The following is a 14,093-nucleotide window of genomic DNA, read 5'->3' on the forward strand; positions in this document are numbered from 1 at the left end:
AAAGACAGACGAAAAAAAGCCGGCATCTCGCCGGCTTTTTTCATTTCGAAGCGAAGAATTACTTCTTCATTTCTTCAGCAGCAGCCTTGGCAGCATCGGCAGCAGCATCAACGGCTTCGCCGGCAGCCTTGGCAGCTTCGCCAGCGGCGTCGGTGGCGACAGCGGCTGCATCCGTAGCGGTGGCTGCAGCATCCGTAGCGGTCGCTGCAGCTGCGTCAGCGGCAGCCGGGGCGGCATCAGCGGCTGCGGGGGCAGCGTCAGCCGGGGCAGCGGCCGGAGCGGGTTCGGCAACCGGTGCCGGTGCTTCTTCCGGCTTCGAGCAAGCGGCGAGAGTCAGGGCGAGCAGGGCGGCGGCGAGGAGGGACTGTTTCATTTTGATTTCCTTGGCTGATGGCGACAACAAAAATTCTGTCTGACAAGATCGAACGTGCAGCATCGATCAGCCCAAAATAGTAGCACGGGCGTCATGTATCAAGGTAGCGCGCGGGAAACATGACCTTACAGGCCGAACTTTGTTGTGCTGATGCAACATGAGCAGGCCTCCCACAATTCACTGAAGCGCTGCTTGTATCCGGCGTTTTCCAGCGCATCGCCGATCAGCAGTTTGCCGCGGAAATGCTTGCTGTGCGTGCGAATCAACAGGGAGCCACCGGCGCTGAGCATGAAGGTTTCGGTCAGATGGCGCAGGGTGCGCGGTGTCTGCCGAATATGCATCCGGTGCGATTGCGCGGCGCACAAATTCCACAGCCGCGGCATGCGATGCTGCAGCGCATCGGCGTCATGAAGCACGATGCGCACCGTCATCGCCGGGTCGCGCGCCAGCGCGTCCGACAACTGTGCCACGCATGGTGAGCTGGCCAGCGCGGTGTCCACCAGATCGACGTCGAAAATGTCGAGGCCGAGGCGGCTGTGTTCGATCTGCTGCACCACTGCGGCCTGATAGCCCGCGCGATCGGTGAAGCGCAGCGGCTCGGCAGCGTCAGTCACCGTGGGCACCCGGGTACAGGAAGCCGTCGCCATACCAGTCGTGCAGCAGTGCCAGTGTGCCGGCATGGTCAGGCACGGCGGCCAGCAGTCGATCGCGCGCCAGCGCTGCAAGCGTCCCGGCGCTGCCTTGCGGTACATCGACCGCCTCGCCATTGATCCAGAGATGGCGGCCGCTGCGCAGCAGCTGCGTGCGCGTGTCGAGCCGAACACCGTGCTTCGACACCTTCTGTGCGAAACGCTTCAGACCCGGCGTGTCGTCCGGCGGGTCGAAGAACACGTGCTGCTTCGGTTCCGAAAGGTAGCTGCCGAGGAACTGTTCGACGTCGCTGCGCGACCAGCGGATGGCGCCCAGTATGTCGGCGACGCGATCGATCATGGCCGGCGGCAGTCTGGCCGGGTCGTCCTGCAACGCGAGATCCGGGTCGGCGTACATGCCGTCGAGGCACAGCCGGTCGCGCAGGTGGTCGAGGAAGGCGGTGCCCAATTCCTGCGCCGACGGGGCGCGGAAGCCGATCGAGTACGTGGTGCATTCGCCTTCGGCGACACCGTTGTGCGCGTAGTGCGGCGGCAGGTAGAGCAGGTCGCCGGGTTCGAGCAGCCATTCCTGCTCGGGCACGAAGTCGCGCAGGATGCGCAGCGGCGCGCCGTCGACCAGCGTCAGATCCTTCTGTGCGCTGATCTGCCAGCGGCGCCGGCCACTGCCCTGCAGCAGGAATACGTCGTAGGAGTCGAAGTGCGGCCCGACGCCGCCGCCATCGGTGGCATAGCTCACCATGACATCGTCGAGCCGTGCATACGGGATGAACGCGAAGCGGCGCATCAGGGCATCGGCCTGCGGCAGCAACAGATTCAGGCCCTGCACCAGCACCGTCCAGGGCTGCGACTTCGGCCGCTTCAACAGCTGCTTCGGCAGCGGGCCGCGTTCGAGTTGCCAGCCGGCGGAGTCATGCGCGATGAAGCGCGATTCGACGTCTTCGTCGCGTGCCAGATCGAACAGCGCGTCGCGGCTCAGCAGCCCGTCGAAGCCGGGGATCGCGCCACGCACCAGCAGCGGCTTCTTCTGCCAGTGGTCACGCAGGAAGGTGCGCGGGCTCAGCCCGCCGAGCAGTGTCTTGTCCATGGTGCGGATTATCTCCGATGCGCCGGAAAGCGCGTGCGCAGCGGGTAAAATCCGCATCCCCCAAGAATCATGCAAGGTTGAGCCATGCCGGTTGTCCGTATCGAATCGATGGACCACGAAGGTCGCGGCGTTGCGCACTTCGAAGGCAAGGTGATCTTCGTGGATGGTGCGCTGACGGGCGAGCAGATCGATTTTTCACCCTATGTCCGCAAGCCGTCGTACGAACTGGCGCAGATCAGCCGCATCCTGAAGCACAGCCCGCAGCGGGTGCAGCCGCGCTGCCGTTACTTCGGCACCTGCGGCGGCTGCAGCATGCAGCACCTCGACGTGGTCGCGCAGGCGTCGGTCAAGCAGCGCGTGCTGGAAGATGCGCTGTGGCATGTCGGCCGCGTGAAGCCGGAGACGGTGTTCACGCCGCTGATCGGGCCCGGCTGGGGGTACCGTTACAGGGCACGCCTGTCGGTGCGTCACGTGTCGCGCAAGGGCGGCGTGCTGGTGGGCTTCCGGGAACGCAAGTCGAGCCATGTGACGAATATGTCGTCGTGCGAGGTGCTGCCGCCACACATGTCGGCAATGCTTTTGCCGCTGCGCGAACTGATAAACGGCTTTTCGATCTGCGACCGAGTGCCGCAGGTCGAGGTGGCGATCGGCGGCGAGGGCGCGCAGCAGATGACCGTGCTGGTGTTTCGCGTGCTCTCGTCGTTGTCGGCGCAGGACGAAACCGCGCTGCGTGCGTTTGCCGACGCGCAGCGGGTGTCCATCTATGTCCAGCCGGGCGGCCCCGACACGCTGGCGCCGTTCTGGCCGCTGCCGATGCCCGAACTCGCGTACGAGCTGCCCGATTTCGGCGTTCGCCTGGCCTTTGCGCCGTCGGAATTCACCCAGGTGAATCACGGCATCAACCGCTCGCTGCTGCGTCGCGCCATGTCGATGCTGGCGCCGCAAGCGGGCGAGCGCATCGCCGACATGTTCTGCGGTCTGGGCAACTTTTCGCTGCCGATTGCGGCGCTCGGCGCTGACGTGGTCGGTATCGAGGGCGCCGAAGCGCTGGTGCAGCGCGCCGCGCGCAACGCCGAAGCGAACGGTCTGGCGTCGCGCGCCAGCTTTCGTGTCGCCAATCTGTTCAAGGCGACACCCGAAAGCCTCGCCGCGCTCGGCCACTTCGACAAGATGGTGATCGATCCGCCGCGCGAAGGCGCCTTCGATCTGGTCAAGGCGCTGCCCCGGGCAGATGCCGCAGGCGCGGTGCAGCGCATCGTGTATGTGTCGTGCAGCCCGGCCACGCTGGCGCGCGATCTGGCCGTGCTGATCAACGACAAGGGGTATCGCTTCCGCGGCGCCGGCATCGCCAACATGTTTCCGCAGACTTCGCACGTCGAGTCGATCGCGCTGATCGAGCGCTGATCCGGTCGCGTGCGACGGCAGAAATGAAGAAGGCGGCCGCAGCCGCCTTCTTCATTCCGTTCAGCCGGGGTCAGTCGCGCTGGCCGGTCAGCGCCATCAGCAGGTGCAGCAGGCTGACGAACATGTTGTACAGGTTCAGATACACCGACAGCGACGCCGACACGTAGTTGGTTTCGCCGCCGCGGACGATGCGCTGCACGTCATAGAGCATCCAGGCCGCCGAGATCATCACGATGCCGCCGGAGATCGCCAGCGACAGCACCGGCATCTTCAGGAAGATGTTGGCGACGATGGCGAGCAGCAGCACGATCATGCCGACCATCAGGAAGCTGCCCATGTTCGAGAAGTCGCGCTTCGTCGTGCTGGCGATCGACGCCAGCGTGAAGAAGGTGACCGCCGTGCCGCCTGCCGCCATCGCGATCAGCGACCCACCGTTCGAAAAGCCCAGCGCGACCTGCAGGATGCGGCTCAGCATCAGGCCCATGAAGAAGGTGAAGCCAAGCAGCAGGGCGACGCCCAGCCCGCTGTTCTTGTTCTTCTCGATCGCCCACATGAAGCCCCAGGCAATGCCCATGAACAGCGCGAACGCGATGAACGGGCTACCCGCCATGAACGAGAAGTTCATCTGGATGCCCACGACGGCGCCGAGCAATGTCGGAACCATCGACGCAGCGAGCATCATGTAGGTGTTGCGCAATACGCGGTTCTGCCCGGCGCTTGCGGTGCCGGCAGTCTGGATGGTCTGGAATTGCGGTTGCATGGCGTTACCCCGAAGGATGATTAACACACTAAAGACTATCGCACGGGTCGTTAAGTTTCAACGCATTGGACGCGTGTTAGTATCCTGCCCCGAATGAAATCGTGGGGTCGAAACGGCTGACGCCTCGATATTCATCGCGAGCAGTGCAGCGGAAGCTTGGCAGAGTGGTCGATTGCACCGGTCTTGAAAACCGGCATACCGCAAGGTATCCAGGGTTCGAATCCCTGAGCTTCCGCCAATTTGGGCAGATACCGCACAATCACAGGTTCAGGCGTCCTCGGACGTTCCGTCGCAGGCACAGTGCTGCCAACCCAGCCAGCAACATCGACAAAGTGCCCGGCTCGGGCACTGGCGCCAAGCTCCCCACATAACTGACACCATCGGGGCTGAACGCAGTAAATGACGCTACTGGATTTCCGTTCGCATCGAGCAGGCCGGTGATGCCGTCCCAGACAAATGTATTGGAAAAGTCGGCGACAGCACTGGCTTGGCCGCTGAACGATATCTCGGTCCCGATAGGTTCTACAAATGCGGAAACGCTGACCTCGGAGTACCACTGCATCGAGAACGGACGCCCGAAGAAGAATTCCATCCCAAGCACATGTCGGCCAATGCCGGCACCGGTCGGGAAGTCAACGGATGGTTCTCCGTTCTGAATCTGTTGGACGGATGAACCGACCAAGCTGACACTGGCCACACCGTCGGACTCTACAAGAAGCTTGCTACTCCAAAAAGCTAGGGCAATGCTACTGCCGCCGTCGCCATCCGGATTGCTGCCCGTAGAATCGACAAATGCGTCACTGCTGTTCGTGCCATCGAAGACGACCGCAAACTGCAGATAACCGCGTGAGCCGGTGGAGCAGGCTGCGCAGCCAGGGGCAGACACGAGGAAATAGTCAGTGAATTGTCCGGAGGCATGGGCTTGGCCCAAAGCAGGCCCTTGGCTGTAACTTGTCGCCGATTTGGCGAGCGCAGTTGCATACAATCGAAGGTAGCCCGGTCCTACGCTGCCCTTTGCGGCAGCAACCGCGGACGTTGCATACGACCCAACTGGCGTCGAGTCGGGAAAGCCTTCCCCGGACGCAGCAGACGACGAACCGACCGACAAGGACACGCCAGTGCTGCCGGTGAGGTGTTTCACGACGTCCAGTTCGCCGGAGAAGGCCGTTACCGAGACCCGAGAAAAGGCCGCCCCCGCGGGCCCACAGCTCGCGAACACCGACACGCCAACGAGCATCCGCCCGAGTAAAGTAGAAAGCGACATGTACATTCCTATTTGTTTTTACGAATCAAATTAGTGATTCGGCGCGACGAGTGCATCGCTGACGATGTCGCCTCAGTGCCGACGTCACTGTGTCGCAACGGCAAAAAACTGCCCCCCAATTTCTGCTCCTGTTATCAGTGACGCGCCCCGACTTTATGAACCACGAAAAACTTGGGAAAAATGCCTCGAAAGCCTGATTCGACATTCAGCAAGACAGGATGGCATAACGTTTTTGAAATGATGTTGAGACACAGGGCGCTTCACAAAAAAACATATAGGTAGGATTCGCTCCGCTTCCGCCAGGCATCTTTCAGTCTTTGATAACGCGGAGCCGTCGTCACACCAGGCGTGCGTAAAGCGTGATGACGCCGATGCACACTGCGTTCAGCACCAGTCCGCAGCGCATCATCGAAGCCGCCGACACGTGGCCGGTGCCGAATACCAGCGCGTTCGGAGGCGTGGCGACCGGGAGCATGAAGGCGCACGAGGCCGAGATCGCAATGGCCGCCGACAGCGCGCGCGGATCGAGGCCGAAGTCGGGGGCCAGTACGGCGAAAACCGGAACCAGCAGCGCGGCGCTTGCGGTATTGCTCACCAGTTCGGTCAGCATGACGACGAAGGCGATGATGCCCAGCAGCACCAGCCAGTCGGGCGTGCCGCGCAGCAGGTCGGTCAGTGCATCGGCCAGAAAGCGGCTCGCGCCACTCGAACCCATCAGGGCGCTCAGCGCCAGTCCGCCACCGAACAGCAGCAGTACGCCCCATTGCGCATGTGATTCGATGTCCGGCCAGTCGATGGCGCGGCTGGCCACCAGCAGAACGATGGCGGCCAGTGCGACCACGGCATCGATGTCCTGTTCGACGCCCAGCGCGCGTGCCAGCGGCGCTCCGAACACCCAGCCCAGCACGGCGAATGCGAATACCGAAGCGGTGGCAATGCGTCCGGGCGTCCAGCCATCTTCGCCGTCGTCTGCCGGCAGTTCGATGCGGCCGCCCAGCTCGGGACGCAGCACCAGCCACAGCGTCGCCGCCATCAGCGGCATCAACACGACGACCAGCGGCAGTCCGAAGCGCAGCCACTCCGCAAAGCCGATGCCGGCCTGGGCAGCGGCGATGGCGTTCGGCGGGCTGCCGACCAGCGTGCCGATGCCGCCAATGCTGGCGCTGTACGCCACGCCGAGCAGCACGAAGGTGCGTTCGCGCGGATCGGCATCCGGGCCGAGTAGACCGAGTGCCAGCGGCAGCATCATGGCTGCGGTGGCGGTATTGCTGATCCACATCGACAGCAGTGCAGTCAGTGCAAACAGCAAGGCCAGCGAGCTCACCCGGCGGCCGCCCGACAGTGCGAGCACCCGGCGCGCGAGCCAGCGGTCCAGTCCGTGCCGTGCGAGTGCCGCCGCCAGCGCAAAGCCGCCGAGGAACAGGAAGATGATGGGGTGCGCGAACGACGCCAGCGCCTTCGATGGCGGCACACCGGCAAACAGCACCGCCAGCAGCGGCACCAGCAGCGCGGTCAGCGTCAGCGGCAGAGCCTGCGTCATCCACAGGGATCCGGCCAGCGCAAAGATCGCCAGCGCGGCGCGCAGTGCGGGGTCGTCCGGGCCAAAGGCGGCCACGGCGAGGGCGAGCCCCGCGCAGGCGCCGATGCGCAAAAGGGAAGCGGCCATTTCAGGATCGAAGAAAGTACGGACCGGATACAAGGATACCGGTGCGCGCATCCGCGTCAGCCCATGGACAGCTCACAGGTCGCCGCCAACGAGCCTTTGCTACATCGCCGTGATGATGCCGCGCGCATCACGGCGTGAGCGGGTGACCAGCTCATCCACCGGCTCGGGCCGGCCGAACAGATAGCCCTGGAAGCCATCGCACCCGTACTGCATCAGCAGCGCGTGCTGGGCATCGGTTTCCACGCCCTCGGCAATCACCGACAGACCCAGTGAGTGGCTCATGGCCAGAATGGCGCGCACGATGGCCAGATCGTTCTGGTCGTGCGTGAGGTCGCGGATGAAGGTGCGGTCTATCTTCACCTCGTCGACGGGCAGGCGCTTGAGGTAGGACAGCGAGGAATAACCGGTGCCGAAGTCATCGATCGAAAAGCGGATGCCGACTGCCTTGAGGCGCAGCATGCGCTCGATCACTTCCTCGACGCGGTCGAGCACCACGCTTTCGGTCAGTTCGAGCGTGAGGTAGCGGGCGTCGATGCCGTGGCGGCGAACGGCGTCCAGCACGCAGTCGACGAAGTCCGGCTGGTGGAACTGCCGGGCACTCACATTCACCGACAGGCAGAGCGTGGCCATGTCGGCGTCGCCCTGCCAGCATTTCAGCCAGCCGCAGGCCTGTTCGATCACCCATTCGCCGATCGGGACGATGAGCCCGGTTTCCTCGGCCAGCGGAATGAACTGCAGCGGCGGGACCGCCGGCGAGTCGGGCGGCAGCCAGCGCAGCAATGCCTCGGCGCCCGTCACGCGGTGGTTCGCATCCACCTGCGGCTGGCAGTAGAGCTTCAATTCATGCTGTGCGATGCCGCGTCGCAGTGCCGCTTCCATCGCGGCGCGGGCGTCGATGGCGGCCTGCATGTCCGGATTGAAGAAGCGCGACGTATTGCGACCGGCGTTCTTGGCCTGGTAGAGCGCAACGTCTGCCTGCTTCAGCAGCAGTTCGGCGGCCGTGTCATACGCCTGGAAAAGCGTCACGCCGATGCTGGTGGTGCAGTGGTGAGGCGGCCGGTCCGCCTGCAGCACGAAGGGCTGCGCGAGCGCGCTGCGTACCTTGTCTGCGACCGCTTCGGCCTGTCTCGTGGCGGTGCCGGCATCCAGCCCCAGACCTTCGATGACCATCACGTATTCATCGCCGCCCAGCCGGGCCACCGTGTCTTCCTGACGCAGGGCGGACGTGAGCCGCCTTGCCACCTCGATCAGCAGTCGGTCACCAAGATCATGTCCCTGCGTGTCATTGAGGTTCTTGAAGTGATCCAGATCGAGGATGAAAAGGGCGCCGAACTGCCGGCTTCTGCCGCTCGCCGCCATGGCCCTTTGCAGGCGGTCCATCAGCAGGCGTCGATTGGGCAGGGCGGTGAGCGGGTCGTAGTAGGCGAGCTGCAGGATCTGTTCCTCAGCCTGCTTCTGCTCGGTGATGTCGACGCAGAACCCCATCATCCGGTCGCCCGGCAGCGCAATGGCGTGAAGCTCGGCGACCAGCACCTGCCCATCCTTGCGGCGCAAGGTGATTTCCGCAGTCTGGCTGCCGCCTTCGAGGATGCTCCGGTGCAGTTCGGCCTGGTCGCCCGAAAGGCCGAACGGTGACAGATCCGTCGCCGACATGGTCAGCAGTTCTTCGCGCGCGTAGCCGACCATGGCGCAAGCGGACGGATTCGCGTCGATGAAGCGACCTTCCGCATCGGTCACGAAAACACCTTCAGGCGCATGTTCTATATAGGTGCGATAGCGCTCCTCGCTTTCGCGCAGTTCCCTTTCCAGCGCTTCCCGGCGCGTGACTTCGCGCACCAGCGCGTCGTTCTTTTCCTTCAGTTCGGAGCGGTCACGGTTGGACTCGAGCACATCTGCTTCCAGCTTTCGCGCCCGTTGCCGTGTGCCGTGCGTAGCCAGCAGCACGAGCAGCAGCAGCAGGGGCCCGGCCACTGCAACGTAGGGAAAGATCCGGACGGCGAGCGGCCCGTGCAACCTGGATTCCGGTACCAGCGTCACCAGCGACAGCCCGGTGTCTCCGACCGCACTGCGCAGGACCAGATCGCCCGCCTGAACCGGCAAGGGCAAGCCCGCCGGCAACTGAGCGGCCGGGACCGGATTGCCTTCGGGCAGTCTGGTCAGCGCAGGGAGCGGCTCGGCCGTCAGCGCCATGGACAGGCTAGCCGTCAGCGGCCGCCCGTTTGCGTCGATCAGCAGTTGGCGTGGTCCTTCGTCGTCAATCGGCGACGACAGATAGCGCGACAGCAGCGCCAGATCGGTGACCGTCGTGACCGTGCCGCCGGGCGTGCCGCGGTAGCCGACCGCTGCCGACGCAATGATGCGGTGGTGCACGGCATCGATGTCGAGTACCGGATCCAGGCCGGCGGTCTTCATCGGCGGCAGATCAAGTCCGCCGGGTGAGGTATCGGCCAGCACCTCGCCGGATTCATCGACATAACGGATCCGCGAATAGACCGGGCTGCCCAGCGCCTGCCGGCGCTCGATGGCGCGTCGCAAACTGCTGTCGACTTCGTACAGGTTGGCGCCCAGGCCATAGCGCATGGACATGCCCAGTGCGCGATTGGTCAGGAAGACATCGATCTCGTTACTGTCGGCGAGGCTGCGCACGAAATGACGCTGCTCCGCCAGAAAGTCGGTCAGCAGACCGGCCGTCTGACGTGCGTCGGCCAGCAGCCGCGCTTCTTCCGATGACTTCAGTTTCTGCTGTGAGTCATGCGAGTGCACCAGCAGCGCGCCGACCGATACCGAAAACAGGGCGGTCGCGAGTTGCGCCACGCGTTGCCAGGTCAGCCACGCGCTCACGACGGGGGGCATGATCGCCAGCCGCTCAATGGGGTTGAACGAAGAATTCCGGGAAGTGACGCTGCACACCCGGGTAATACTTGATCACCAACCGGTCGTAGCGTCCGTCCGCACGGACGCTGCGCAGATACTCGTCGAACGCCTTGCGCAGCTCCGGAGCATCCTTCGGAAAGGCGGCGGCCAGATCCTGGACTTCCGAAATCGGGCCGAGCACCTTGAACTGGCCCGGCCACTTCTTCATGTCGAGCAACAGGTCGGGCACGTCAAGCAGTGACAGATCGGCATGGCGATTCAACAGTGCCGGCACCATTTCGTTGATGTTCGTACTTTCTGTCCAGGCGCGCAGTTCGATATTGCGGCCCTTGAGGTCGTAATTGGCCGGATCGAGACAGGTTCTTTCCATCACGAGCAGACTGTGGCCCACGGCCAGTGCCCGTGTTTCCTCGATGTCGCGGCGCAGATCGTCGCTGCCACGGATGGGCCGGATGCGCGAATCTGCGCGTGCGATCAACATGACCTGCGAGGGAAAGGTCGGGGCCGAAAACAGCAGTACCCGCTCGCGCCAGGGCAGCACCGTCAATCCCGTGGCAATCATGTCGCCGCGTACCGGGTGCTTGCCGGTCAGCCGCACCGCACTGCCTTCGCGCACCACGTCCTGGCCGAGCAGGTCGCGGATCACCGAATAGAAGTCGCTGTATACCAGCCGGTATCCGACACCGATGTGGCGCGCGAAGCCCTGCACGAGTTCTACGTCGAAACCGTCGCCGGCGCCGGTAACGAAGTTGGCGTAGCGGACGCCGAGGTGGCGCAACTCTCCGCGTACGCGGACCTCTGCAAGATCTGCAGCGATGCTGCCTGTAACAAGAACGGAGAGAAACAACCCGGCGAACACGCGCCCCAGTGTGTATCTCATGACATCACCTCTCGGCCTGCATCGAAGAATGCGAACACATTCATCGTGATCCGCTTCTGTCAGTTTCGACTGATGCAGGACAATCTTTAGCGAGGATTGATGCAGACGGCGGCGCGATGCGGGCGCGCCGCCGGGACGGACCGTGTCAGCCGCAACTCCCCACCGCCCCGCAGGCGGTGCAGAAGTCGCAGCCGTCCTTGCGGATGACCGACTGGTTGCCGCATTCGCCGCACAGCGCGCCCTGCATGAGTCTGGGTTCGTCGTCGCCGCGCGGCGATTCGAGAATGCCCATTTCGCGCATCGGGAAGCCGGCTTCGTCGAGGATGCCCAGCATGGCGTAACGGTGGATGATGAGCCGGGCGACGTAGGCGACGGTCGACGGCCAGTTCTGCTGGCGGCGGGTGCCGGGCACGAAGGCCATGAAGTCGCCCAGCGGTTCCGGATAGCTGATGAGCTTGCGCAGCTTCATGCCGATCCAGGCCGGGTCCATCACGCGCATGTCGAGCGCGAGGATGCGGGTCAGGCCGTCGAGTGCGCGCGGGTAATTGCCCGACAGCCAGACCGAGTAAGGGCGGGTTTCGCCGCCGGGCAGCGTGATTTCCTTCAGGCCCAGTACAAAGTCTTCGCCGGTGGCCGGGTTGCTGATGTCCACCGTCCAGCTCAGCGTGCCGTCGGTACCGGTCTTCGGCTCCTGCAGCGCGAACAGCGTGTCGAGCACCGGTGTCGGCGCTTCGCGTTCGAGGGCACCGAGCTTGTCGCAGCGGTAGCGGATCACGTTGGCGAAGGCCGCCACCACGCCGGGCATGCGGCGGTGCTCGCCGCTGGGCGGCATCGGCATGTCGAAGCCCTGGTCACTGGCGGTACGCGCCAGCACGTCGAGCTTGAGCTTGAGCCAGCCCGGATCGTTGGCACGCATGTCCATCGACAGCGTCTTGGCGACGGCGCCCAGACCGCGCGGCTGGTCGGCGCCATTGACCCAAACCTCGAACGGCAGGGTCTGCATGCGGCCGTCCGCACCTTCGTTCTCGATGTGGCCGACGAACAGCGCAAATTCGCCGCCCGGCGTCTTCAGCATGTAGGTCCAGCTCGGGTTGCCGTCCGGCATGTCGGGCCGGCCCGGCCAGCGCAGGCTGGACAGCACCGGCGCCGGCAGCGCGCCGATTGACAGGCGCTGATTGGTGCCGGTGATGATTTCGACGTCGTGCGGCTGCTTCTTCTCTTCCGTCTTCGGCGCGTCCACCGACAGCACGCTGCCCAGCACGCTATTCGGCCGGTAGGTCGCGAGACCCTTCAGGCCGGCCTTCCACGCGGCGAGATACAGATCCTCGAAGTCGGCGTACGGATAGTCGGCCGGCACGTTCACCGTCTTGGAAATCGACGTGTCTACATAGGGGGCGACCGCTGCGACCATGTCCTTGTGCGCGGCGGCGGAAATTTCCAGCGCGGTCACGAACCAGGGCGGCAGTTTGGTCACGTCGCCGCCGAGGTGCCGGTACATGCGCCAAGCGTAGTCCTCGACCGCGTATTCCTTGAAGGTGCCGTCGGCCATGCGCTTCTTGCGCGTGTAGGTCCAGGAGAACGGCGGCTCGATGCCGTTGCTCGCGTTGTCGGCAAAGGCCAGCGAAATGGTGCCGGTGGGCGCGATCGACAGCAGGTGCGAATTGCGCAGGCCGTGCTTGCGGATCTGCTCCTTCACGTCGGCCGGCAGGCGCGACGCGAAATTGCCGCCCGACAGGTACATGTCGGCGTTGAACAGCGGAAAGCTGCCGCGCTCCTTCGCCAGTTCGACCGACGCGAGGTAGGAGGCGTCACGCATCACTTCGGAAATGCGCGACGCCATCAGCCGCGCCTCCTGCGTGTCGTAGCGCTGACGCAGCATGATCAGCGCGTCACCCAGGCCGGTGAAGCCGAGTCCGACGCGGCGCTTGGCCATGGCTTCGTCGCGCTGCTGCGGCAGCGGCCAGTGGGTCACTTCGAGCACGTTGTCCAGCATGCGGATGGCCACCGCGCAGACTTCGGCGAAGCCGTCGAAATCGAATTCGGCTGTTTCGCTGAACGGCTTCTTCACGAAACGGGTCAGGTTGATCGACCCCAGATCGCAGCAGCCATAGGGCGGCAGCGGCTGTTCGGCGCACGGGTTGGTCGCCTCGATGCTTTCGCAGTAATAGAGGTTGTTGTCGCGGTTGATGCGGTCGAGGAACAGGATGCCCGGCTCGGCGTGGTCGTAGGTCGAGCGCATGATCTGGTCCCACAGCTCGCGTGCCCGCGGCTTGGCATAGACCCACATGCCGTCTTCGCGCTGGTACGCGCCGGCCGCCTTGATGTCGCTGGCCGGCTCGGCCTTGTGCACCAGTTCGACCGTGCCGTCGGCTTCGACCGCCTTCATGAAGGTGTCGGTCACGCCGACCGACACGTTGAAATTGGTCAGATCGCCGCTGTCCTTGGCGTGGATGAATTGTTCGATGTCCGGGTGATCGCAGCGCAGTACGCCCATCTGCGCGCCGCGACGGCTGCCGGCCGATTCGACGGTTTCGCACGAACGGTCGAACACCCGCATGTAGCTGACCGGGCCGGACGCACGTGATTGCGTGCCGCGCACGCGCGCGCCGACCGGGCGGATGCTGGAAAAGTCGTAGCCCACGCCGCCGCCGCGGCGCATGGTTTCAGCGGCCTGCGCAAGCGCCGTGTAGATACCCGGGCGCTGGTCTTCGATTTCGGTGATCGAGTCGCCGACCGGCTGCACGAAGCAGTTGATCAGTGTGGCCGTGAGCTGGGTACCGGCGGCCGAACTGATGCGTCCGGCAGGCACGAAGCCGCGCTCCTGCGCGTCCAGGAACTTCGCTTCCCAGTGCGCGCGGCGGTCTTCCGCCTCGGCCTGGGCGAGCGCCTTCGCGACGCGGCGGCGCACTTCGGCCACCGTCGTTTCGCCGCCCTTGGCGTATTTCTCTATCAGCACTTCACTGGATATTTCCTGCTCGGGCAGGCAGGCGATTTTCTCTTCTTCGGTCAGTGGGACCAGATCGATCTGTTGCATGGGGTGTCTCCTGACGTCGTTTTACCGAACTTTACGCTTCGATGACACGTGGCAACAGCCTTGACAGTCAGCCCGCCGGGCGGTCGTCCGCCTGCCGTCTGGCC

10 protein-coding genes and 1 tRNA gene are annotated in these 14,093 nt (G+C 64.3%); 2 read left to right on the forward strand and 9 right to left on the reverse strand.

The window, feature by feature from the left end:
• Positions 1 to 58: 58 nt before the first annotated feature.
• The 3 genes from BSY238_RS14940 to BSY238_RS14950 all read right to left on the reverse strand — a co-directional run bounded on the left by BSY238_RS14940 (position 59) and on the right by BSY238_RS14950 (position 2,107).
• Positions 59 to 373, reverse strand: a complete 315-nt coding sequence (locus tag BSY238_RS14940) for a hypothetical protein (RefSeq protein ID WP_083224063.1) — start codon at positions 371 to 373, stop codon at positions 59 to 61.
• Between the two features lie 125 nt (positions 374 to 498).
• Positions 499 to 987 carry a DUF7931 domain-containing protein gene (locus tag BSY238_RS14945; RefSeq protein WP_069040724.1) on the reverse strand — a complete coding sequence of 163 codons (489 nt, stop codon included), beginning with the start codon at positions 985 to 987 and terminating at the stop codon, positions 499 to 501.
• Complete coding sequence (locus BSY238_RS14950) at positions 980 to 2,107, reverse strand: cupin domain-containing protein (RefSeq protein ID WP_069039846.1); 1,128 nt, start codon at positions 2,105 to 2,107, stop codon at positions 980 to 982. The genes BSY238_RS14945 and BSY238_RS14950 overlap by 8 nt, the downstream gene beginning before the upstream one ends.
• Before the next feature lie 84 nt (positions 2,108 to 2,191).
• Here BSY238_RS14950 and rlmD point away from each other — a divergent pair, with 84 nt between their 5' ends.
• Positions 2,192 to 3,511, forward strand: a complete 1,320-nt coding sequence (rlmD, locus tag BSY238_RS14955) for a 23S rRNA (uracil(1939)-C(5))-methyltransferase RlmD (protein ID WP_069039847.1) — start codon at positions 2,192 to 2,194, stop codon at positions 3,509 to 3,511.
• Between the two features lie 70 nt (positions 3,512 to 3,581).
• Here the strand turns inward: rlmD and BSY238_RS14960 are convergent, their stop codons facing one another.
• Positions 3,582 to 4,271 carry a Bax inhibitor-1/YccA family protein gene (locus tag BSY238_RS14960; protein WP_069039848.1) on the reverse strand — a complete coding sequence of 230 codons (690 nt, stop codon included), beginning with the start codon at positions 4,269 to 4,271 and terminating at the stop codon, positions 3,582 to 3,584.
• A gap of 150 nt (positions 4,272 to 4,421) precedes the next feature.
• On the opposite strand from BSY238_RS14960, the gene BSY238_RS14965 reads away from it, so the two are divergent.
• Positions 4,422 to 4,509: transfer RNA gene (locus BSY238_RS14965), tRNA-Ser, on the forward strand.
• Positions 4,510 to 4,530: 21 nt separating this feature from the next.
• On the opposite strand, the gene BSY238_RS14970 is transcribed toward BSY238_RS14965, so the two are convergent.
• From BSY238_RS14970 to BSY238_RS14990, 5 genes are all read right to left on the reverse strand, one after another.
• Complete coding sequence (locus BSY238_RS14970) at positions 4,531 to 5,535, reverse strand: PEP-CTERM sorting domain-containing protein (protein ID WP_190295029.1); 1,005 nt, start codon at positions 5,533 to 5,535, stop codon at positions 4,531 to 4,533.
• A gap of 337 nt (positions 5,536 to 5,872) precedes the next feature.
• Positions 5,873 to 7,201, reverse strand: coding sequence for an SLC13 family permease (locus tag BSY238_RS14975; RefSeq protein ID WP_150123957.1), 1,329 nt, complete (start codon positions 7,199 to 7,201; stop codon positions 5,873 to 5,875).
• A 99-nt stretch (positions 7,202 to 7,300) separates the two neighbouring features.
• Positions 7,301 to 10,054: a putative bifunctional diguanylate cyclase/phosphodiesterase gene (locus tag BSY238_RS14980; protein ID WP_083224064.1), complete on the reverse strand. Its 2,754-nt coding sequence runs from the start codon at positions 10,052 to 10,054 to the stop codon at positions 7,301 to 7,303.
• Positions 10,055 to 10,067: 13 nt separating this feature from the next.
• Complete coding sequence (locus tag BSY238_RS14985; protein ID WP_069039852.1) at positions 10,068 to 10,955, reverse strand: transporter substrate-binding domain-containing protein; 888 nt, start codon at positions 10,953 to 10,955, stop codon at positions 10,068 to 10,070.
• Positions 10,956 to 11,100: 145 nt separating this feature from the next.
• Positions 11,101 to 13,989 (reverse strand): adenosylcobalamin-dependent ribonucleoside-diphosphate reductase, encoded by a 2,889-nt coding sequence (locus BSY238_RS14990; protein ID WP_069039853.1) that lies wholly within the window; start codon positions 13,987 to 13,989, stop codon positions 11,101 to 11,103.
• Positions 13,990 to 14,093: the final 104 nt, after the last annotated feature.

It is taken from the genome of Methyloversatilis sp. RAC08 (assembly GCF_001713355.1).
GTDB lineage: Bacteria > Pseudomonadota > Gammaproteobacteria > Burkholderiales > Rhodocyclaceae > Methyloversatilis.

Coding starts and splice junctions, on each gene's coding strand:
- BSY238_RS14940 (WP_083224063.1), bottom strand. CDS start 373: ATGAAACAGTCCCTCCTCGCCGCCGCCCTGCTCGCCCTGACTCTCGCC.
- BSY238_RS14950 (WP_069039846.1), bottom strand. CDS start 2,107: ATGGACAAGACACTGCTCGGCGGGCTGAGCCCGCGCACCTTCCTGCGT.
- rlmD (WP_069039847.1), top strand. CDS start 2,192: ATGCCGGTTGTCCGTATCGAATCGATGGACCACGAAGGTCGCGGCGTT.
- BSY238_RS14960 (WP_069039848.1), bottom strand. CDS start 4,271: ATGCAACCGCAATTCCAGACCATCCAGACTGCCGGCACCGCAAGCGCC.
- BSY238_RS14970 (WP_190295029.1), bottom strand. CDS start 5,535: ATGTCGCTTTCTACTTTACTCGGGCGGATGCTCGTTGGCGTGTCGGTG.
- BSY238_RS14975 (WP_150123957.1), bottom strand. CDS start 7,201: ATGGCCGCTTCCCTTTTGCGCATCGGCGCCTGCGCGGGGCTCGCCCTC.
- BSY238_RS14980 (WP_083224064.1), bottom strand. CDS start 10,054: ATGCCCCCCGTCGTGAGCGCGTGGCTGACCTGGCAACGCGTGGCGCAA.
- BSY238_RS14985 (WP_069039852.1), bottom strand. CDS start 10,955: ATGAGATACACACTGGGGCGCGTGTTCGCCGGGTTGTTTCTCTCCGTT.
- BSY238_RS14990 (WP_069039853.1), bottom strand. CDS start 13,989: ATGCAACAGATCGATCTGGTCCCACTGACCGAAGAAGAGAAAATCGCC.